Consider the following 19511-nt stretch of genomic DNA (forward strand, 5'->3'; position numbering starts at 1 on the left):
ATGCAAGTTTGAGGGCACTATGTAAGGCACACGTGAGGCTTTGCTGCTGCTGTGTAAAGTAATACAAAGCTGCATGTGGCACGGTATGAAGGCTCAAGCGTTTTTTTGCTCACGAGCACATATGGTGTAACTGCCAATAGCTCATAAATTGATAAGACAGGCCCGCCCGTGCTGGGCCTGTCTTGGTTTTGTTTGAATGAATCAGGAAGAGGTGGCTGCGTGTTCAAAAACATGATCGTGTACCGCATGGCGGCGCAATGGGAAGGCTCACTGGAGCAGGTGCAAGAGGCTCTGCAAAAGACGCCTTTCATGGCTTGCGGCGCAACGCAGGAACAATCGGCAGGCTGGGTGCCGCCACGTGGTGAGGAGCACGGCTTGCTGGCTGAAAGCGTTGGTGGGCAGTGGATCCTGCGCTTTATGAGCGAGTCCAAAATGCTGCCCGCCAGCGTGCTCAATCGCAAGGTGCAGGAGAAGGCTGACGCGATTGAAAAAGAGTTTGGCCGCAAGCCCGGCAAGAAAGAAAAGCGAGACCTCAAAGACGAGGCCAAGCTCGATTTGCTGCCCATGGCTTTCACCAAGCAAAGCAGCCTGTGGGTGTGGATCGATCCGCAAGCCAAGTTTTTGGTGCTCGATACCGGCGCTCAGGGCAAGGCTGACGAAGTGGTCACGCTGCTGGTAGAAGGGCTCAAGGGCTTTGGCGTGGCCTTGCTGGACACACAAACCAGTGCCCAGGCTGCCATGGCCCATTGGCTGTTGACGCAGGAAGCTCCTGCAGGCTTTAGCATTGACCGTGAGTGTGAGTTGAAGGCGGCTGACGAATCCAAGGCGGTGGTGCGTTATGCCCGCCACCCGCTGGATATTGATGAAGTCAAGCAGCATGTGGAGCATGGCAAATTGCCAACCAAGCTGGCCATGACGTGGGACGACCGCGTGAGCTTTTTGCTGACCGACAGCCTGCAAATCAAGAAAATTGCATTCACTGATACGGTTCTGGATCAAGCCGGTGATGAAGGTGGTTTTGACACCGATGTGGCCATTGCGACGGGCGAGCTGTCCAAGCTGATTCCAGACTTGATTGAAGCCTTGGGCGGTGAAGGACGCACCGAGATTGGCCAGCCCGCACCGGGTGCAGAAACTCTGGCGGTGCGAGTGGCAGGCAAAGGTGCTGTGACAGGCCCGGCCCTTGCTCCGCAAGACACAGACCCGCAAGACGCACCGTTCTAAGGCATGGCGGCCGCTGTGTGCGACTGCATGGTATGCACAGTGGCCGACATGGCTACGCGGTCACGGCCATTGCGCTTGGCCACGTACATGGCTTCATCAGCCGCGCCGACCAGTCGCTCCCATGAGCTGCCATGCGTGGGTGTGCCTGCATACACTCCCACGCTGATGGTGGTGTGCAGCAGCTTGCCGTTGGGCAATGGCATGGGAGATTTGCGCACTGCCTGGCACAGGCGCTCAGCCAGATGGAACGCCTCACGGGCGTGCGTATTGGGCAATACGACCACAAACTCTTCACCGCCGTAGCGGGCGGCAAAATCGCTGGTGCGACGGTGCTGCATGACAGTGCGCGCAATGCTTTGAATGACGTAGTCACCCACCAGGTGCCCATAGCTGTCATTGACGCTTTTGAAGTGGTCGATGTCCAGAACCATGATGGACAGTGCCTGCCCCTGCTGCGCAGCCGCTTCAATGGCGTGTTGCAGGATCTGCACCAAAGCTGCACGGTTGGGCAGTTGGGTGAGTGGGTCAAGCTGGGCTTTGCTTTGCTCCATCACGGTCTCCCGATCCCGCAGCATGATCAAAAAACCAATGCTGCGAACACTCAACTGAAGCAGCACCCCCAGGCACAGCGCCCATAGCAGCAGCGTGTTTGCTGGCGAGGTACTGGCGGCGTCGTCAAAGAGCGCGGTGGTTCTGAAAAGCTCCACGGGCAAGATCGCGAGCATGTGTACCAGCACTGCGCCTGTAACCAGAATCCAGCCCCTGCCGGGCGTGCTTGTGCGTATGCGCAGCAGCACCACCACGGCGAAAACCAGCTGCAGCGCAACCATTGCTGCATGCAGCTGGTGAAAGCGCGTTAGGTCCTGAGGCAGCGGCCATGCTGCCAGCAACAGCGACACTCCTGTAGGTAGCAGTACGGTGGTGGCATCGCGGCCCCTGTCGCTGCTTTGCCTGAAGCGCTGGATGGCCACAGTGAACACGCCAATGGCCATGCTCAAAAGCGCTTGAGAGGCCACCAGCAGTGCGATCAGGTTCCATCTGGTATGCAGGGCAAGCAGCCCGTAGGCAAGCGCACTGAGCAGTGTGCTTGCCAGCGTCAAAGCCATGCCTTGTTGCCAGTACTGGCGGCCCAAGGCCCACATGACCCACACCACCGTGAAAGCAGACAGGCAGGCCATGCCATAGGCCGTAAAAAAGTCTGGGAGCAGGGGAGTCATGGCGATGCCTTAGATAACAAGAGACAAGAAATGTGTCTTCATGTATCTCAACGGCAAAACATGCCTCAGCTTGTAGGCTGTATCCGCTTTTTAGTCAGGGGGCAATGCCCAGTGCTCGACGGCGCTCTTTGTCGGCATACATGGCCATATCGGCCTGATGAAAGGCCTCATCGACACTGGTAAAGCCCGAAACATGGACCAGACCCACGCTGGCTCCCGGGTAGTGCAGCGGCTGTCCATCATCGAGCGTGATCTCGCATGCAGAGGCTTGTCGCAGGCGCGTTTCTAAGGCGGTGAGCGCGTGTTTGAGCCCTTCATCAAAAGGGGCAGGACCTGGGGTGACCACCACAAACTCATCACCACCCATGCGTGCCACCATGTCGCCGCCGCGCAGGCTGTGCTGCAGGCGCTGTGCCAGCTGGCACAGCAGCCGGTCGCCAGCGGCGTGGCCATGTTCATCGTTGATTTGCTTGAAGCCGTCAAGATCTACGAAAGCCACCAGCACAGACTCGCCACTGCGCTGTGCGCGTGCCAGCAGGCGCTGCAGCTCATTGATCAAGGCCGTACGGTTGGGCAACTGGGTGAGCGAGTCAGTCAATGCCAAATGCGTCAGCATTGAGTTGCGCTCTTTCAGCAGCTCCAGCAATTGCTCTCTCTCTACATGGTGGCCGATCAGTTGGGCAAACAGCTGCAGCACCACTTCTGTTTCAGAGGGGAGCGTGGCATCGCTGGCACTGGCGGCACACAAGGTGCCATAGACGCTGCCATCAGACATGCGCACCGGGGCACTGACATAGGTGCGTATGCCCAGCGCCTGTGCGGCCTGCGAATCACCCCAGTGCTCCTGCACATTGCTGGTACACATGCGCCCTTCTGCCAAAGCGCGCTGACACAGCGTGTCGTTCCATGGAACGCTCAGCCCCTCAGGAATCTGCATTTGCTGCGTATTGCGGGCATACAGCACATGCTGCAGCGCTTGCTCGAAGTCGATGGTGGTCAGGTAGGTGGATTCCAGCCGCGTTACCTGCCCGAGCATTTCAAGCAGTGGACGGACCAAATCTTCTTGGCTTTTGGCAAGCTTTAAAGATTGAGAAAGGCTAGTCAGCAGGTTATCCATGGTCAGGCAGTGGGAAAGAAGAATGAAAAACGCTGTGGCACAGGCGTTCTTGTGAGGTTTTCAGGTGCATGGCAACACTGAAAGCATAGGCCGCTTTGCGGGGTTATGAAGGCAGAGTTTGTCTACTTTGTGATGCCAGTGTTGCTGAATGTTTGGGTGCTTTCCGCTGGGTTGGTTTGATTGTTTTTGTGTGAGCGATTCAAGTGATCGATAAAACACGAGGCCATGCTCTATTCCTTAGAATGCCTTGAGTGTTTGCTATCGGTTTTGAGTTTTGACAGTAATTTCTTCACAAGCAATGGACCTCCTTGCTGCACCTTCCCCCTGGGGAACCCCTGTTCAGCGTGTGGCCCAGCGCCGCAACAAGCGAGATGCGTTGCTTGTCACTGCAGCCCGGCTGTTTAAGCAGCAGGGATTTGCATCGGCCTCGCTGGATCAGATGGCCGCACAGCTGGGCATTACCAAACCGACGCTGTACTACTACGTGCGCAGCAAATCGGAGCTGGTCCAGGCCTGTGCGCTGGCCGGTTTTCAGCAAGCGATTGAAGGAGTGCGTGAAGCCCTGCAATCGGCAGGAGAGGCAGGTCTGGAAGCCGCTCTGAAAGCCTACGCGCGGGTGCTCTCAACAGATTTTGGATGGTGCATGGTGCGCATTGATGAGTGGGAGCTACCCGCTGCATCTGCCCAGCACATGCAGCAGCAGCGCAGCATTCTGGAAAAAGGACTGGCATCTGTGGCTGCGTCGGCCACGCAAGTGGCGGTATGGCTGCGAGCACTGGAAGGCGTGGTGCTGAGTTTGCCCAAGGCCCATGTCAACAGCTTGATTGCGCTGCTTTGTGCGCAGCACCGGCCTCTGCAATCTCGCAAGGAGGAGCCTGCGCCATCGACCGAGCAGCCACGCAGTGATCGACAGGCAGGGCGCAAGCGGCCAGTGGTGGCACAGGGCCAGGCGGCTCTGGCTGCACCTGCTGTGCAGCCTTCGTCTCTTGCTGCTGCTCAAATTTCAATGCTGCCCAGCCAGGAGTGCTCTGCCCCTGCCGTTGCCCAAGTGCCGCTGGCTGGTGCAGTGCAGCGGATCATGGAGCGCCCCGATCCGGCTGAAGTCAGGAAGGTCAAGCCGGCGCTGAAACCGCGTGCGAAGTCCATGCAGACAACGGCACAGATCAATCTTTTCTGATGCGAATCTTGGATGCAAAAAATGTGCGTGACTTTGCGCCGCGCCACAGTCCGCCAAGATGGATGGACAGACGCATCCAGGAATAAAAGCGCGGGCAACGCAGATAAAAAAAGGGCCAGCAACCCCAAAGATTGCTAGCCCTGACGTTGCCTGCGCAGGCCTTATACGCGTTCAAAAATGGCGGCAATCCCCTGGCCACCACCGATGCACATGGTTACCAGTGCGTAGCGGCCACCTGTGCGGTGCAGCTCATAAATCGCCTTGGTGGTAATGATGGCGCCAGTCGCTCCCACGGGGTGGCCCAGCGAGATGCCAGAGCCATTGGGGTTGACCTTGGCGGGGTCCAGCCCCAGCTCCTGAATGACCGCGCAGGCCTGGGCTGCGAAGGCTTCGTTGGCCTCAATCACATCCATGTCCTGAATCTTCAGACCTGTGCGCGCCAGCACCTTTTGTGTTGCGGGGACAGGGCCAATGCCCATGTAGGCGGGGTCAACGCCAGCGTGCGCATAGCCCACCAGACGCGCCAGAGGTTTCACCCCCAGGGCCTGAACACGGTCACCGGCCACCAAGGTGACTGCGGCTGCGCCGTCGTTGATGCCTGAGGCATTGCCCGCAGTGACGCTGCCGCCTTCTTTCTTGAAGGCCGGTTTCATGGCGGCCAGGGTATCAACAGTGGTGCTGCCACGCACGTGCTCATCCGTGTCAAAGACGATGGTGCCTTTGCGCGAGGCGATTTCCACGGGAACGATTTGCTCTTTGAAGTAGCCTGCGGCAATGGCTGCTGCTGCGCGGGTTTGGCTGAGTACGGCCAGCTCGTCTTGCATCTGGCGGCTGATTTTGTAGCGATCGGCCACGTTCTCTGCCGTGATGCCCATGTGCATTTTTTGCCAGGGGTCATGCAAGATGCCCAGCATGTAATCCACGCTCTTGGCATCGCCCATGCGTGCACCCCAGCGCGATGCGGTGTCGAAGTAGGGGCCACGGCTCATGGATTCAGAACCCCCGCCAATGGCCACATCACAGTCACCCAGCGCAATGGATTGGGCTGCAGACACAATGGCTTGCAGGCCAGAGCCACACAGGCGGTTCACGTTGAAGGCGGGCGTCTCGATGGGGCAGCCGGCATCAATGGCTGCCACGCGAGCCAGGTAGGCATCTTTGGTATCTGTGGGAATGACATTGCCCATGACCACGTGGCCCACGACATCGGGGGAGATTCCGGCCCGCTCTATCGCAGCCTTGACGGCTGTGGTGGCCAGCTGGGTGTTGGCTACATCTTTGAGAGCACCACCAAAAGTGCCAATGGCGGTACGTGCAGCGCTGACGACAAAAATTTCACGGGTGCTCATGCGTTGTCTCCAATGGTTGTTTAGGCAAAGCTGACAGCCATTGTGCGTTTGCAGCAACCAACTGCCAATCGTGCGTGTGACAGAGACAACGTGCAGCCGCTGCCACCTGCACAGTGGCGGCCACGGCTGCTGGGTTCAGGCGACGGTGTAGCCTTCTTCGGTAATAGCACTGGCCAGCGCTGCACGCGGGCTCTCGCTGAGCACCACCACCTGCCCCGTGGTTCTGTCGATGGTGGTCTGGGCTTGTGCATCTACCTGGCTGATGGCTTGCTGGACAGCGCGTTCGCAGTGGCCGCAAGTCATTCCCTGCACTTGAAAAACATGTTCCATGGTTGGCTTTCAATGGTTCGAGATGCCGCTAAATGTACCGCGCAACGCACATGTGTTTCACGTGTAACGCCGGGTCGGTGGCGCACCTGCTTAGTCATAGCAGCTTCGAGTCCCGAGAAGTAGCCCCAAGAAGGGGTTTTCTTTAGGCTTGTTTGTCAGACTTGTCTGGCAAACTTGCCAGACTGTTCCTGTTGCCTGTGTGCTCAGCTCTGCACCTGGGAAAGACGGTGAACAAGAAGCCTTGGTGGCGATACCAGGGCTTTGCGTCTTTTTAAGTGTGAGCGATAGAGAGGAACTCAGATCATGGATCTGTTTGCGCTGATGCGGATGTTCACGATCAAGGTGCGCATGTTGGGTGCCATTGCCGTGGTGCTGGTGTTGCTGGGCCTTTTGGGTGGGGCAGGCATGTTTGGCATGTTTCGCCTGCATGACCTGAACCAGAGTTTTCTGAACGGACCTTTTCAGCAGGTGGGCCTGATGACCAAGGTGCAAACCAGCTTGGCATTGGTGCGTTCTCTGGAAAAAGACATGGTGATTCAGTACGAGCAGCCCGAGCAGCTCCAAAAGACCCATACAGACTGGCAGGCCAGCTTGCAGGCGGTGCGTGCTGCAGGCGAGGAATTTGCCAAAGCTGCGCCGCAGCAAGATGTGCAGGTGATTCAAACCCTGCTCAAGCACCTGGACCAATACCAGGAGCTGTTTGTGCCTGTGGCTCGTCAGCTGCTCGCAGGCGGGTACGACAGTGCCACGGTGGCGCAGCGCGTAGGGCGGCGTGCCAGTGCCGAGTTTGTTGAGGCAGAAAAACAGTTGCAATCGCTGGAGCAGCTTTTGCAGACGCAGGCACAGGAGGCGCAGGCGCGTGGTGTTCAGGTGGCTTCACAAACGCAGTGGCTGTTCATCTTGGCGCTGATCATTACCACGGCAGTGGTCGCTCCGCTGACCCTGCTGAACATGGTGTCCATTTGCCGCCCGCTGCAAGACGCGAAACGGCTGGCAGATGCCATTGCCCAGGGCGACCTGACCGAAAAGCTGGATGTCGTGGGTAAAGATGAGGTCTCTGATCTGCAAAATGCACTCAAGACCATGCAGACCAACCTCAACGGCATGGTGGGGCGTGTGCGTGATGCCAGCGGCAACATCGCAACCGCAAGCCAGGAAATTGCCACGGGCAACGGTGACCTGTCGGCGCGCACTGAGCAAACCGCCAGCAACCTGCAGCAAACTGTCGCGTCGCTGCTGCAACTGACATCCACCGTACAGCAAACGGCGTCGTCCGCGCAGACAGCCAATCAACTGTCTGCATCGGCCTCGCAAACGGCGGCGCAGGGCGGAACCGTTGTCGCGCAGGCGGTGCAGAGCATGCATGAGATTGCCTCATCGAGCCGCAAGATTGGCGACATCATTGGTTTGATTGACTCGATTGCTTTTCAGACCAACATCCTGGCGCTGAATGCCGCAGTGGAAGCGGCCCGCGCCGGTGAACAAGGCCGGGGCTTTGCCGTGGTGGCCGGTGAAGTGCGCTTGCTTGCACGGCGCAGTGCCGAAGCTGCCAGCGATATCAAGCGGTTGATTCAAAGCAGCGTGAATGCGGTCGATGGCGGTGTGAAACACGTGGAATCTGCGGGCAAAACCATGCAGGAAGTCGTTGGCAGTATTCAGCGTGTGGGCGACATCATTGGCGAGATCACCGCTGCAGCCAACGAGCAGTCGGGTGGTATTTCGCAGGTCAACCAGGCCGTGGGAGACATTGACCGCATGACGCAGCAAAACGCCGCCCTGGTAGAAGAGTCTGCGGCTGCGGCCGAATCGCTCAAGGAGCAAGCAGAGCGTCTGGCGGGCGTGGTGCAGCAGTTCAAACTCGACCACCAGGCCAGTGCAGGCTATGCACAGCCCCACACAGGTTTTTCTGGCGTGGCTCAGCCTCAGGCACTGCGAAAACCTGCGCAGGCACTGTTGAGCTAAATAAAAGATAGCTACTAGCGCTTGTTTGTACTTATTTTCAGATATCTAGAGCATTGAAAATCAATGTAGTAAAGCGCTGATAGCTATCATTATTGGCTAACCATTAAAAAAGGGCTTCCGTAGGGAAGCCCTTTTTGCATGCGGCAAAGCAGCGGGGTGTGTTTAGGGCTTGAGCAGGCCTTCGGCGCGCAGTGCAGCTTGAACGGCGGGGCGGGAAGAGACGCGTTGCTGGTAAGCCTGCAGGTTTGGCAGGTCAGACAGATCCAGGCCCACCACTTTTCCCCAGTTAGTGATCGTGAACAGGTAGGCATCGGCCACAGTGAACTGGCTGCCCATCAGGTAATCCTTGCCTGCCAACTGCTGCTCTACCCATTCAAAGCGGCCACGCAGCGCTTGGCGCACCGTGGGCTTGTATGCCTCGGGGGTGCTGGGCCTGAACAGTGGGCCAAAGCTTTTGTGCAGCTCGGTGCCAATAAAGTTGAGCCATTCCAGAACGCGATATCGCTCCATCGTGCCCACGGCAGGCAAGAGCTTTTTCTCGGGTGCCCGGTCTGCCAGGTATTGCACGATCACCGGGCCTTCACGCAGGCTCTGGCCATCATCGAGCACCAGAAAAGGTACATAGCCCAGTGGATTGATGGTGTAGAAATCTGTGCCATCTGGCAACTGGTGGCTTTTGGTGCTGGTCAGAATGTATTCGCAGGCAATGCCGGCCTCCTCGGCAACGATATGGGGCGACAAAGAGCAGGCACCTGGGCTGAAATAAAGCTTCATGTTTCTCAAACCTTTCTTGCAATGCTGGGCGATAAGGCCAAGGCCATGCTACGCCTTATGCGCGGTGCAATAGTGCCAAGAAGCCGTACCTCAGACGCGGTGGCGTGCAGCGCCAAGACAAGATAGGCAAAGGATGGGAAAATTGGGGGTTTGCCTGCGCCTGAAAGTTTTTGGTGGCGCGCGGGCTGCATCAAGCGCACGCCTGCAACGGTTGCGAAGGGCGGGTGAACCACCACGCCGCCTGCGACGGAGAAAACCATGCTGTACCCCCAAGAATTTGATGTGATCGTCGTCGGCGGCGGTCACGCTGGCACCGAAGCGGCGCTGGCCGCAGCCCGTATGGGCTGCAAAACTTTGCTTTTGACGCACAACATTGAGACCTTGGGTCAGATGTCGTGCAACCCTTCCATTGGTGGCATTGGCAAAGGCCACCTGGTCAAGGAAGTGGACGCCATGGGCGGTGCCATGGCGCTGGCCACCGATGTTGGCGGTATCCAGTTTCGCATTCTGAACAGCTCCAAAGGCCCGGCTGTGCGCGCTACCCGTGCGCAGGCAGACCGCATCCTGTACAAGGCGGCCATCCGCGAGATGCTGGAAAACCAGCCCAATCTGTGGCTGTTCCAGCAGGCGGTGGACGATCTGATGGTGGAGGGCGATCGCGTGGTCGGCGCCGTTACGCAGGTAGGCATCCAGTTCAGATCCAAGACCGTGGTGTTGACGGCTGGAACCTTCCTGGACGGCAAGATCCACGTGGGCCTGGACAACTACGCCGCAGGCCGTGCGGGCGATCCGCCAGCCGTTTCACTGTCTGCGCGTCTGAAAGAGCTGAAACTGCCCCAGGGCCGCCTGAAGACCGGAACTCCTCCGCGTATCGACGGCCGCTCGATCGACTTCAGCCAGTGCACCGAGCAGCCAGGCGATGGCATGCCCGGTGGCATGAATGAAGGCCATGTGCCAGTGTTCAGCTACCGTGGTCACGCAGACATGCACCCACGACAAATGCCATGCTGGGTCACGCATACCAACGAGCGCACGCACGAGATCATTCGCAGCGGTTTTGACCGCAGCCCCATGTTCACCGGCAAGATTGAAGGCGTGGGCCCGCGCTACTGCCCCAGCGTGGAAGACAAGATCAACCGCTTTGCAGACAAAGACAGCCACCAGATCTTTCTGGAGCCAGAAGGGCTGACCACGCACGAGTTTTACCCCAACGGTATCTCGACCTCTCTGCCTTTCGATATTCAGTATGCGCTGGTGCGCTCCATGAAGGGGCTGGAGAACGCGCACATCTTGCGCCCCGGCTACGCCATTGAATACGACTACTTTGACCCACGTGGTCTGAAGTCCAGCTTTGAAACCCGCCAGATCAACGGACTGTTCTTTGCCGGCCAGATCAATGGCACGACGGGGTACGAAGAGGCCGCGGCCCAGGGCATGTTCGCCGGCATCAACGCTGGCTTGCAAGCGCGCGAGATGGATGCCTGGTTGCCCCGCCGCGATGAGGCTTACCTGGGCGTGCTGGTGGATGACCTGACCACGCAAGGCGTGACAGAGCCTTACCGCATGTTCACCAGCCGTGCAGAGTTCCGCCTGCAGCTGCGTGAAGACAACGCCGACATGCGCTTGACAGAAATTGGTCGAAAGCTCGGTGTAGTAGGTGATGCACAGTGGGAAATGTTCAATCGCAAACGTGACGCTGTTTCACGTGAAACAGAACGCCTGAAGGCCACGTGGGTGAACCCCCGCAGCCTGCCCGCAGCAGAAGCAGAGCGTGTGCTGGGCAAGAGCATTGAGCATGAGTACAGCCTGTTTGACTTGCTCCGTCGTCCCGGCGTGTCTTACCCCGCCTTGGCTCAGATGAGCGAAGGCAAGTACCAGTCCGCCGAAGTTTCACGTGAAACACTGGGAGACCTGCACGCAGCGGTGATCGAGCAGGTTGAAATTGCAGCCAAGTACTCGGGCTACATTGATCGTCAAAAAGACGAGGTCGAACGTGCCGCTCACTATGAAACACTGAAGCTGCCCGCCGAGCTGGATTACATGCAGGTGGCAGCCTTGTCGATTGAGGTGCGCCAAAAACTGCAAAAGCACCGGCCCGAAACACTGGGCCAGGCATCGCGCATTTCCGGGGTCACCCCGGCTGCGGTTTCTCTGCTGCTGATCCACCTGAAAAAAGGCGGCTTCAAAGACTTTGCACCGTTGAAGGAGTCGGCATGAGCGAATTGCGCAGGCAGCTGGAGCAGGGCGCAGCAAAGCTGTCGCTGAACCTGTCGATAGAGCAGCTCGATAAGCTGATGGACTTTCTGGATCTGCTGCAAAAGTGGAACAAAGTCTACAACCTGACGTCGGTGCGTGACCCGCAAGAGATGATGTCGCTGCACATGCTAGACAGTCTGGCGGCAGTGCCTGCGCTGCGCCGCCATGTGGCTGCTCTGAGCAAGCCTGCAGGCAAGCGTGTGATGCAGCTGGACGTTGGCTCTGGCGGTGGTCTGCCTGGTGTGGTGTTTGCAGTGTGCTGCCCCGAGGTGGATATCCACTGTGTAGACACCGTGGGCAAGAAGGCTGCCTTCTTGCAGCAATCGGCAGTGGCGCTGAAGCTGCCCAACCTCAAAGGCATTCACGCGCGCGTGGAAACGCTCCATGGTCCCTATGACATTGTCAGTTGCCGTGCCTTTGCATCATTGGTGGATTTCACTACCTGGTCGCGTGCGGCGATTGCGGCTGATGGCATCTGGTTTGCCATGAAGGGCAAGCACCCACAAGATGAAATAGATGCACTGGGTAACAACGTGCATGTGTTTCACGTGGAACCTTTGAACGTTCCTGGGCTGGATGCGGAGCGCTGCATCGTGTGGGCGAAACCCGTCGCCGACACACTTTGAACCGCCACTGAACGCACTCCTGGCATAAACTCGGGTTTTCGTGAAACCTTGTTTTGCGAAACAGAGTTTTCAATGCGGGGGTGGCGTTGGCAAGATACACGGCATGCCCTGTGTGCCGCATTGAAAGGCCAAAGCTTACGCGCTGGGCCTTTTTCCTTTGTGTAGCAATGCTTTGCAGCACAAAGGGTGTTTCATAAAGAGCGCATGGCGCCCTTCACCAGCTTTTTCTCATGGCCCAAATTTTCTGTATAGCCAACCAAAAGGGTGGCGTCGGCAAAACAACAACAGCAGTGAATCTGGCCGCCGGCTTGGCCAAGGTAGGCCAGCGGGTATTGCTGGTGGACCTGGATCCACAGGGCAACGCCACCATGGGTTCTGGCATTGACAAGCGTGCTTTAGAGCTGAGTGTGTACGACGTGCTGCTGGAGTCTGCCTCTATTCAGGAAGCCGCCGTGCTGTCTGAAAAGTGCGGCTATCACGTGCTTGGTGCCAACCGTGAATTGAGTGGTGCAGAGATTGAACTGGTGGCGCTGGAGCGCCGCAATGAGCGCCTCAAGACGGCGCTGGATGCGGTCAAAAACGACTTTGATTTTGTGCTGATTGATTGCCCGCCAAGCTTGTCCATGCTCACGCTCAATGGCTTGTGTTCGGCCCATGGCGTGATCGTGCCCATGCAGTGCGAGTACTTTGCGCTGGAAGGCCTGACCGATCTGGTCAACACCATCAAGCAGGTGCACGCCAACATGAACAAAGAGCTGAAGATCATTGGCTTGCTGCGCGTGATGTTTGACCCGCGCACCACCCTGCAGCAGCAGGTGAGTGACCAGCTCAAGGCCCACTTTGGCGACAAAGTGTTCGACACCGTGATTCCCCGTAACGTACGCCTGGCTGAAGCCCCCAGCTACGGCGTGCCCGGCGTGGTGTTTGACCCTTCCGCCAAGGGCAGCAAAGCGTTTATTGACTTTGCCAAAGAGATGGTCAAACGCATTGACAAGAAATAAGCCTTCACGGCAAACGCCCTCTGAGACAGATACAACAAGCGTTAACAGCTACGAAAAAGCAAGTGACTGATTCTGTGAATTCTCCCCGTGTATTGCTGCTGCCTGGCTGGCAAAACTCTGATGCCGGCCACTGGCAAAGCCGCTGGGAAGCGCTGCATGGCTACGAGCGTGTGCAGCAGCATGACTGGCAGCGCCCGCTGCGCGGAGACTGGTCTGCGCGCCTGCAAGACACGGTGATTGACAGTGCCCAGCCCGTGGTGCTGGTGGCACACAGTCTGGGCTGCATATTGACCGCATGGTGGGCAGCGCATTCCCCTGTGGCCAAAACCCGCGTGCAGGCTGCTTTGCTGGTTGCCCCGGCAGATGTGGAACAAGCGCACATTCGCAATCTGTTGCCCGGCTGGTCACCGCTGATGCTGCAGCGCCTGCCATTTCCCAGCGTGCTGGTGGGCAGCCAAAATGACCCGTATTGCACACCGGCGCGCACGCAGCAGATGGCACAGGCCTGGGGATCGCAATTTGTGGACCTGGGCTGTGCAGGTCATATCAATACCGACAGCGGGCTGGGCGATTGGACCGATGGCCATGCTTTGCTGCAATCACTGATGAAAGATTAAGACCATGGTGACCAAGAAACCCAAAGGCCTAGGACGTGGTTTGGAAGCGTTGCTGGGGCCCAAAGTAGAAGATGCACTGGCTGCCGCATCCACGGATGTGCCCAGCAGCTTGCCGGTCACCGAGATGGTGGCAGGCCAGTACCAGCCACGTACGCGCATGGATGAGGGTGCGCTGTATGAACTGGCCGAGAGCATCAAAGCGCAGGGCATCATGCAGCCAATTTTGGTGCGCAAACTGCTCAAGGGCGAGCATGCCGGCAGGTATGAAATCATCGCGGGGGAGCGCCGCTTTCGCGCCTCAAAAATTGCAGGTTTAGACAGCGTGCCCGTGCTGGTTCGTGATGTGCCGGACGAAGCCGCCGCCGCCATGGCGCTGATTGAAAACATTCAGCGCGAAGACCTCAACCCGCTGGAAGAAGCGCAAGGTCTGGCACGGTTGGTCAAAGAGTTCAATTACACGCACGAGCAGGCGGCTCAGTCCGTTGGTCGTTCGCGTTCTGCTGCATCCAACTTGCTGCGTTTGCTGAATCTGGCAGAACCGGTGCAGACCATGCTGATGGCCGGTGACATCGACATGGGCCACGCCCGCGCTCTGCTGGCTTTGGACAAGGCAGAGCAGATCAGCGCAGGCAACCAGATCGCAGGCAAGAAGCTGTCGGTGCGAGAGGCCGAGGGGCTGGTCAAAAAAATTGCGGAAAGCAACGACGGTACGGCGGCAGCCAAGGGCAAAAAAGTAGCCAAATCGCGCGATGTGCAGCGCGTGGAAGAAGAGCTTTCTGACCTGTTGATGGCGCAGGTGGAGGTGCGTGTGAAAAAGCGCGTCAAACGCCACGGCAAGCTGCAGGACATGGGGGAGCTGGCCATCCAGTTTGGCTCGCTGGAAGAGCTCAATGGCCTGATCGAAAAACTGCGTGGCTAAGATCTGCGCACCATGCAAAAAGGGCTTCCGAGGAAGCCCTTTTTTGTTGCCTGTCAGCGCTGTTTACTTGCCCACTTTCAGCTGACCGCCGCGGCCAAGGCCACCCTTGACTTCCTGGGCCTTGTAGTTGCGCAGAGACACCACCATGTTGTTGTAGGCATCCATAAAGGCGGCAACAGTTGCCTTGCCTTCTGGGGTGCGCGAGAACCCGCCCAGACCGGCTGCTGCGCCACCACCAAACGCCCCCAGTGCTGCGCCATAGTTGGTGGCTGTGGCATTGCCTTCGGAGATGGACAGCTGCACACCGGAGCGGATGTCAAACATGGTCATGGTGACCACCGACTGCTTGCTTTGCAGGTTGCCTGCCAGTGCGCCCGCTACACCACCGAACAAGCCGCCCAGACCTGCTGCCAGACCACCCACCGATTCGTTGCTGATGATGATGGCGGGTTCCAGGTAGTAATCGGCGGCAACGCGCTGCCCCTTTTGCTGGCGCGAGCCGGCACGGAATTCGCCGGAATTGCGTTGCTTGTTCGTGATGGCAGAAAGCTTGCCTTCCGTGCGGCTGTTGCCAATGGAGGTGATCACAAAGCAGTTGGACTGCTGGACCGCCAGACGGATCAGGGGCTCGATATTGGTCACCTGTGTGGCCTGCCCAAAGCTGGCAAACCATTCCTTGCCGCGGCCGTCGTCAACGGCCAGCGTGCCCAGGGGTGCATCGCAGCGTTCCAGAGATGCATTGGCGTTGACGCTTGCGGCACCGCCTGCAGCACCTGTGGCGGCTGTGGCTGCATTGCCTGTGGTGATCTGGCCACCACCGGGGGTCACGCAGGCAGTCAGAACCAGGGTGCTGGCAGCTGCCAGCAAAGTCAAAGTCTTCTTGGACATGGATGAGGTCTCTTTCAGTCAATAAAAACGGATAACAAAACGGGGTGCGACACAGCTCAATGCAAGTACCAGCTGGAGCCTCTCCAGTGCCAGTAATACGGTGCTGTGGTGTACCAGGCGCCCCATGATTTGCGATCCGCCTCGCGGACCTGGTACTGCTCGTGTTCATTTTTCTTGGCGGCCTGGGCCTGGGGCAGCAGGCGCAGGGCCTCTTTATGGCCTTTGGCCGCTGCGCGCGAGAGCCACGCTTCAGCCTCGGCGGGGTCTGAGCCCATTTCCTCAAAGCCGAGCAGATACAGGCGGCCCAGTGCAAATTGCGCGTCGACCAGACCCTGATCGCCAGCGCTGCGCAGCCACTCTATGGCTTGGAAGCTGTTGCGCTCTACGCCGTCGCCGCGCAGAAAACGCAGTGCCAGGTCATAGGCTGCTTTGGGATTTTTCTCTGCCAGCTGACTCAAGGCTGCGAGCCTGCGTTCCGCCTCTGGGTCGGAGGGCGGACTGAGGGCAGTCACGGTGTTGCGATGCTGGTCCACACACTGGCTGCCCGTGCAGACGCGAACGGTTTCTTGGCGAGACAATTGCTCTGCCGGTGGCTGTGCTGCGCAGCCTGCCAAGATGAACGCAGGCAGTACATACCATCCAAAAAATTTGGACATAGCTCTCCCCCCCCCTCTTTCTCTCATTTATGTAAATGGCGTAATTTTGTGGTTTTTCTTGCGAAAAGGAAACTTTGTTTCTTTTAGAAGCTTATCGAAAGATTTCTACTATTCTTTGTGAGAAGTCATAGGGTAATTAATGTGCGTGGTGCGTGGTGCGTGGTGCATGGTCGCGGGTTGCTGCCTGCAGGTGCTGTGGCATTGATCTTTCGGGCAATATCGCGGCATGCATTTTCTGAACAAGCTGATATGGCCAATCCCCGCATTACTGGCCTGGGGCCTTGCCTGGGCCAGCTTTGCCGTGGGCCAGGTCTGGTTGCCATGGTGGGGGGCGCTGTGCGTTGCCTGTACCTGCGCTCTGGCAACCAGCCTGTGGGGGGGCACATGGTGGCGCCGCGTGATGATTGCCTTGGGCTTTCCTCTGTCATGGATGGTGCTGGCAGCAGGCAGCTTTCCCGCGTGGCTGTGGCTGCTGCCGCTGGCGCTTCTGCTGCTGGTGTACCCCATCAATGCCTGGCGCGATGCGCCGGTATTTCCGACACCCAAAGGCGCTCTGGACGGCTTGGCTGCACACATTGCACTGGCTGAGGGTGCGCACGTGCTGGATGCCGGTTGCGGGGCGGGCGATGGTCTGAAAGCCTTGCGCAGCGCCTGGCCGCAGGCGCGTATTTATGGTGTGGAGTGGAGCTGGCCGCTGCGCTGGCTGAGTGCACTGCGCTGCCCATGGGCGGTGGTGCGCAGGGGTGATTTGTGGCAAAGCAGCTGGGGTGATTTTGATCTGGTCTATCTGTTTCAGCGCCCGGAGAGCATGAGCCGTGCTGCGGTCAAATCATTGGGTGAAATGCGCCATGGCTCGTGGCTGGTGAGCTTGAACTTTCCCATCCCCGACGTGGCTCCGGTCTACGTTGCCGAACTGGAAGATGGCCGTGAAGTCTATGCCTATCAGGCCCCTTTGGCCGAGGTGGACTACGACAGTGTGCTGAGCGACGAAATCGCGGGCATGCTGCCTGTGCGCCCGCAGGGCATTGTGGTGCAAGGCCAGAGTCTGTACCCCCGCAAAGGCCGCCCCGGCGGCAATCTGCACAGGCACTAGGGCGCTGTGGGCGCAGACTGCTGCTGCCCTAAAAAGGTGGCCGCCGTCATGCCTACAGTGCGGCGCACCAGGGCGCTGAATGCGCTGTGCGTGTAGCCCAGCTCAGCCGCGATGTGCGCAATGGGCAACTGCTGTGCAGCCAGTGCCACCGCGTGCGCCAGCACGACTTGCTGGCGCCACTGGGTGAAAGTGCAGCCCAGTTCACTGCGAAAAAGCCGGGCCACGGTGCGCAGACTGGCCCCGGTGTCCAGAATCCATTGCTCCAGCGTTTCGTGGCGTGTGGGATCTGCCAGTACGGCCTCGCAGAGGTTTTTCAGGCGCTTGTCTTTGGGCAGCCGGATGCCCAGATGGATTACGGGCGCGCGGCGCAGCTCGTCGCAGACCAGGGCGCTCAGGTGCAGTTCGCGCTCTTGCTGGGTCGGTGTCAGGGGCAGCGAGGTGTCGCTGCCAATGTCCATCTCCACGACCAGTGCACGCAGCAGCGCAGAAGCTTCCATGACGCGGCACTCTTGCCAGACGGGGTCGTTCATCCAGCGTGCCTGGGCCCCGCCACCATGCGTGTCAGGCAAAAAGTACAAGGTATACAGGCGTGCAGTCTCCACCATGGTCACGGCATGCTGAACGCCGGGCGGCACCCACACGGCGCGGTGGGGCGGCACGATGTAGGTGGCGTTGGCCAGTGAAAGTCGTATCACGCCGCCCGTGGAAAGGGCCAGCTGCGCCCACGGGTGTGTGTGGGGCATGATCAGGGTGTCTTTGTCCAGCTCGCGCATTTTGGAGCGCACAGGGCGCTGCGCATGCGGCTGGTAGAGCAGCGGATCCAGGATGGGAATTTGCTCCAGCGTGCGTGCGTTGCGGTGTGGATTTATGCCTGGTGCAACGGCAGGCAAAGCGATGGGTTTGGGCATGGCATGCGAATTGGCAGATTTGCAATAGCTTTTGGCCGACTATCGCATACCTGCCGCAACGTCGCTGCCTAAGATGCGCAGCATGACTGCTTCTGTGATTGCTTCTGCTGCCCCTGAGCGCCGTGATGCGCGCACCATTGGCCTGGTGGGCCTGGCCCACGGTTCTTCCCACTTTTTTCACCTGCTGCTGCCGCCGCTGTTTCCGTGGCTGATTGCGGAATTCGACACCAGCTACTCGCAACTGGGTGTGATGGTGTCGCTGTTCTTCATTGTCTCGGGCACCGGGCAGATGCTGGCAGGTTTTCTGGTGGACAAAGTGGGCGCGCAGCGCGTGCTGTTTGCCGCACTGAGCAGCTTTGTCGTCGCTGGCTTGCTGGCTGCGGTGGCACAGAACTACGCCATGCTGCTGGCTGCATCGTTCTTTGCGGGGCTGGGCAATGCACCGTTTCACCCGGTGGATTTCACCATCTTGAACAAACGCGTAACGGCCAAGAACATTGGCCATGCGTTTTCGGTGCACGGTATCTCCGGCAACCTTGGCTGGGCCATGGCGCCGGTGTTCATGCTGGGCATCACCACGTGGACGGGTTCCTGGCGCATTGCCTGCGTGTGTGGTGCGGTGTTTGCCGCCACAGTCTTGCTCACCATGTGGCTCAACCGCCGCTGGCTGGATGACAAAGCGTTTGACGCGGCGGGTGCCAACACCAAAGCACATGCTGCGGCGGCCACCTCTGCAGAAAGCCCGTTTGCGTATTTGAAGCTGCCTGCGGTGTGGATGTGCTTTGCTTTCTTTTTCTTCAGCACCGTGGCGCTGAGCGCCATTCAGAACTACGCCAGCACCGCTTTGCACCTGATGTATGACCTGCCGCTGACGCAGACGGCGCTGGTGGTCACTGGCTTCATGCTGTGCGGTGCGCTGGGCATGGTCGGTGGCGGCTTTCTGGCGCAGCGCGTGCAGCGGCTGGAAAAAATCATTGCCACTTTCCTGCTGATTGCCGCTGCCTGTCTGGCCATTGTGGGCACGGGCTGGCTGCCCGGTACCGCGGCTTTGATCCTGGCCTCTGCCGCAGGTTTTGGTCACGGTTTGGCAGGCCCTTCGCGTGACATGCTGATCAAGCGAGCCACTCCTTCAGGTGCCACTGGGCGCGTGTATGGCACCGTGTATTCGGGCCTGGATACGGGGTTTGCCGTGGCCGCCCCCATCTTTGGCTGGATGATGGACCAGCAGATGCACAGCCAGGTATTTTTTGGCGCGGCGCTGGCCTTGGCGGTGAGTGTGCTGGCTGCCAGTGCGGTGGGCGTGCAGCTGCACCAAAAGCGCATAGCGGTGGGCGCTGCTGCCTGAGTGCGGTCATAAAGGAGGGCAATCGACCCACCGAAAAAAGGCCGCGAATGCG

The 19511-nt window shown here is 58.8% G+C and carries 18 protein-coding genes; 10 read left to right on the forward strand and 8 right to left on the reverse strand.

Translation table 11 applies throughout. The annotated features are described in order from the left end of the window. Positions 1-219 precede the first annotated feature (219 nt). Positions 220-1224: a recombination-associated protein RdgC gene (locus tag IB213_RS14465; RefSeq protein WP_192407403.1), complete on the forward strand. Its 1005-nt coding sequence runs from the start codon at positions 220-222 to the stop codon at positions 1222-1224. Here the strand turns inward: IB213_RS14465 and IB213_RS14470 are convergent. Beyond that, the gene (locus tag IB213_RS14470) at positions 1221-2441 is read right to left on the reverse strand and encodes a diguanylate cyclase (RefSeq protein ID WP_192407411.1); all 1221 of its coding nucleotides are present in this window, start codon (positions 2439-2441) and stop codon (positions 1221-1223) included. The two genes, IB213_RS14465 and IB213_RS14470, sit on opposite strands and share 4 nt — an antisense overlap. 94 nt (positions 2442-2535) lie before the next feature. After that, positions 2536-3558, reverse strand: a complete 1023-nt coding sequence (locus IB213_RS14475; RefSeq protein ID WP_192407413.1) for a sensor domain-containing diguanylate cyclase — start codon at positions 3556-3558, stop codon at positions 2536-2538. 298 nt (positions 3559-3856) lie between these two features. On the opposite strand from IB213_RS14475, the gene IB213_RS14480 reads away from it, so the two are divergent. After that, a complete protein-coding gene (locus tag IB213_RS14480; protein WP_192407415.1) occupies positions 3857-4735 on the forward strand; it encodes a TetR/AcrR family transcriptional regulator in 879 nt (292 codons plus the stop codon). Positions 4736-4896: 161 nt separating this feature from the next. Here IB213_RS14480 and IB213_RS14485 read toward each other — a convergent pair whose 3' ends face one another. Beyond that, positions 4897-6084: an acetyl-CoA C-acyltransferase family protein gene (locus tag IB213_RS14485; RefSeq protein ID WP_191721971.1), complete on the reverse strand. Its 1188-nt coding sequence runs from the start codon at positions 6082-6084 to the stop codon at positions 4897-4899. A 135-nt stretch (positions 6085-6219) separates the two neighbouring features. Beyond that, positions 6220-6414: a heavy-metal-associated domain-containing protein gene (locus IB213_RS14490; RefSeq protein ID WP_192407417.1), complete on the reverse strand. Its 195-nt coding sequence runs from the start codon at positions 6412-6414 to the stop codon at positions 6220-6222. Positions 6415-6717: 303 nt separating this feature from the next. Here IB213_RS14490 and IB213_RS14495 point away from each other — a divergent pair, with 303 nt between their 5' ends. Then, positions 6718-8376 carry a methyl-accepting chemotaxis protein gene (locus IB213_RS14495; RefSeq protein WP_192407419.1) on the forward strand — a complete coding sequence of 553 codons (1659 nt, stop codon included), beginning with the start codon at positions 6718-6720 and terminating at the stop codon, positions 8374-8376. A gap of 162 nt (positions 8377-8538) precedes the next feature. On the opposite strand, the gene gstA is transcribed toward IB213_RS14495, so the two are convergent. Next, positions 8539-9150, reverse strand: coding sequence for a glutathione transferase GstA (gene gstA, locus IB213_RS14500; protein ID WP_192407421.1), 612 nt, complete (start codon positions 9148-9150; stop codon positions 8539-8541). Positions 9151-9408: 258 nt separating this feature from the next. On the opposite strand from gstA, the gene mnmG reads away from it, so the two are divergent. The 5 genes from mnmG (at position 9409) to IB213_RS14525 (ending at position 14569) form a co-directional block, all read left to right on the forward strand. Beyond that, a complete protein-coding gene (gene mnmG, locus IB213_RS14505; RefSeq protein ID WP_192407423.1) occupies positions 9409-11367 on the forward strand; it encodes a tRNA uridine-5-carboxymethylaminomethyl(34) synthesis enzyme MnmG in 1959 nt (652 codons plus the stop codon). Then, a complete protein-coding gene (gene rsmG, locus IB213_RS14510) occupies positions 11364-12032 on the forward strand; it encodes a 16S rRNA (guanine(527)-N(7))-methyltransferase RsmG (protein WP_192407425.1) in 669 nt (222 codons plus the stop codon). The genes mnmG and rsmG overlap by 4 nt, the downstream gene beginning before the upstream one ends. Positions 12033-12262: 230 nt before the next feature. Further along, a complete protein-coding gene (locus IB213_RS14515) occupies positions 12263-13033 on the forward strand; it encodes a ParA family protein (RefSeq protein WP_191721977.1) in 771 nt (256 codons plus the stop codon). A 74-nt stretch (positions 13034-13107) separates the two neighbouring features. Then, positions 13108-13650: an alpha/beta hydrolase gene (locus IB213_RS14520; RefSeq protein ID WP_192407427.1), complete on the forward strand. Its 543-nt coding sequence runs from the start codon at positions 13108-13110 to the stop codon at positions 13648-13650. A gap of 4 nt (positions 13651-13654) precedes the next feature. Then, on the forward strand, positions 13655-14569 hold the full coding sequence (locus tag IB213_RS14525) for a ParB/RepB/Spo0J family partition protein (protein ID WP_192407429.1): 915 nt from the start codon (positions 13655-13657) through the stop codon (positions 14567-14569). A gap of 63 nt (positions 14570-14632) precedes the next feature. Here IB213_RS14525 and IB213_RS14530 read toward each other — a convergent pair whose 3' ends face one another. Beyond that, on the reverse strand, positions 14633-15457 hold the full coding sequence (locus IB213_RS14530) for a hypothetical protein (protein ID WP_191721980.1): 825 nt from the start codon (positions 15455-15457) through the stop codon (positions 14633-14635). 56 nt (positions 15458-15513) lie between these two features. Then, positions 15514-16113 carry a tetratricopeptide repeat protein gene (locus IB213_RS14535; RefSeq protein ID WP_192407431.1) on the reverse strand — a complete coding sequence of 200 codons (600 nt, stop codon included), beginning with the start codon at positions 16111-16113 and terminating at the stop codon, positions 15514-15516. A gap of 226 nt (positions 16114-16339) precedes the next feature. On the opposite strand from IB213_RS14535, the gene IB213_RS14540 reads away from it, so the two are divergent. After that, positions 16340-17206, forward strand: a complete 867-nt coding sequence (locus IB213_RS14540; RefSeq protein WP_192407433.1) for a class I SAM-dependent methyltransferase — start codon at positions 16340-16342, stop codon at positions 17204-17206. Here the strand turns inward: IB213_RS14540 and IB213_RS14545 are convergent. Continuing rightward, on the reverse strand, positions 17203-18114 hold the full coding sequence (locus IB213_RS14545) for a helix-turn-helix domain-containing protein (RefSeq protein WP_192407435.1): 912 nt from the start codon (positions 18112-18114) through the stop codon (positions 17203-17205). The genes IB213_RS14540 and IB213_RS14545 overlap by 4 nt on opposite strands. Before the next feature lie 73 nt (positions 18115-18187). On the opposite strand from IB213_RS14545, the gene IB213_RS14550 reads away from it, so the two are divergent. Further along, complete coding sequence (locus tag IB213_RS14550; RefSeq protein WP_192407630.1) at positions 18188-19459, forward strand: MFS transporter; 1272 nt, start codon at positions 18188-18190, stop codon at positions 19457-19459. Positions 19460-19511 lie beyond the last annotated feature (52 nt).

The sequence above is a fragment of the Comamonas sp. CMM02 genome, assembly GCF_014851485.1.
GTDB classification, from domain to species: domain Bacteria; phylum Pseudomonadota; class Gammaproteobacteria; order Burkholderiales; family Burkholderiaceae_C; genus Comamonas; species Comamonas avium.

Bases quoted from the DNA above. Each gene is read 5' to 3' on its own strand.
- IB213_RS14540 (WP_192407433.1), top strand. From the start codon at position 16,340: ATGCATTTTCTGAACAAGCTGATATGGCCAATCCCCGCATTACTGGCC.
- gstA (WP_192407421.1), bottom strand. From the start codon at position 9,150: ATGAAGCTTTATTTCAGCCCAGGTGCCTGCTCTTTGTCGCCCCATATC.
- IB213_RS14480 (WP_192407415.1), top strand. From the start codon at position 3,857: ATGGACCTCCTTGCTGCACCTTCCCCCTGGGGAACCCCTGTTCAGCGT.
- IB213_RS14490 (WP_192407417.1), bottom strand. From the start codon at position 6,414: ATGGAACATGTTTTTCAAGTGCAGGGAATGACTTGCGGCCACTGCGAA.
- IB213_RS14545 (WP_192407435.1), bottom strand. From the start codon at position 18,114: ATGCCCAAACCCATCGCTTTGCCTGCCGTTGCACCAGGCATAAATCCA.
- IB213_RS14530 (WP_191721980.1), bottom strand. From the start codon at position 15,457: ATGTCCAAGAAGACTTTGACTTTGCTGGCAGCTGCCAGCACCCTGGTT.
- IB213_RS14535 (WP_192407431.1), bottom strand. From the start codon at position 16,113: ATGTCCAAATTTTTTGGATGGTATGTACTGCCTGCGTTCATCTTGGCA.
- IB213_RS14470 (WP_192407411.1), bottom strand. From the start codon at position 2,441: ATGACTCCCCTGCTCCCAGACTTTTTTACGGCCTATGGCATGGCCTGC.
- IB213_RS14485 (WP_191721971.1), bottom strand. From the start codon at position 6,084: ATGAGCACCCGTGAAATTTTTGTCGTCAGCGCTGCACGTACCGCCATT.
- IB213_RS14525 (WP_192407429.1), top strand. From the start codon at position 13,655: ATGGTGACCAAGAAACCCAAAGGCCTAGGACGTGGTTTGGAAGCGTTG.
- IB213_RS14495 (WP_192407419.1), top strand. From the start codon at position 6,718: ATGGATCTGTTTGCGCTGATGCGGATGTTCACGATCAAGGTGCGCATG.
- rsmG (WP_192407425.1), top strand. From the start codon at position 11,364: ATGAGCGAATTGCGCAGGCAGCTGGAGCAGGGCGCAGCAAAGCTGTCG.
- IB213_RS14475 (WP_192407413.1), bottom strand. From the start codon at position 3,558: ATGGATAACCTGCTGACTAGCCTTTCTCAATCTTTAAAGCTTGCCAAA.
- mnmG (WP_192407423.1), top strand. From the start codon at position 9,409: ATGCTGTACCCCCAAGAATTTGATGTGATCGTCGTCGGCGGCGGTCAC.
- IB213_RS14515 (WP_191721977.1), top strand. From the start codon at position 12,263: ATGGCCCAAATTTTCTGTATAGCCAACCAAAAGGGTGGCGTCGGCAAA.
- IB213_RS14550 (WP_192407630.1), top strand. From the start codon at position 18,188: ATGCGCAGCATGACTGCTTCTGTGATTGCTTCTGCTGCCCCTGAGCGC.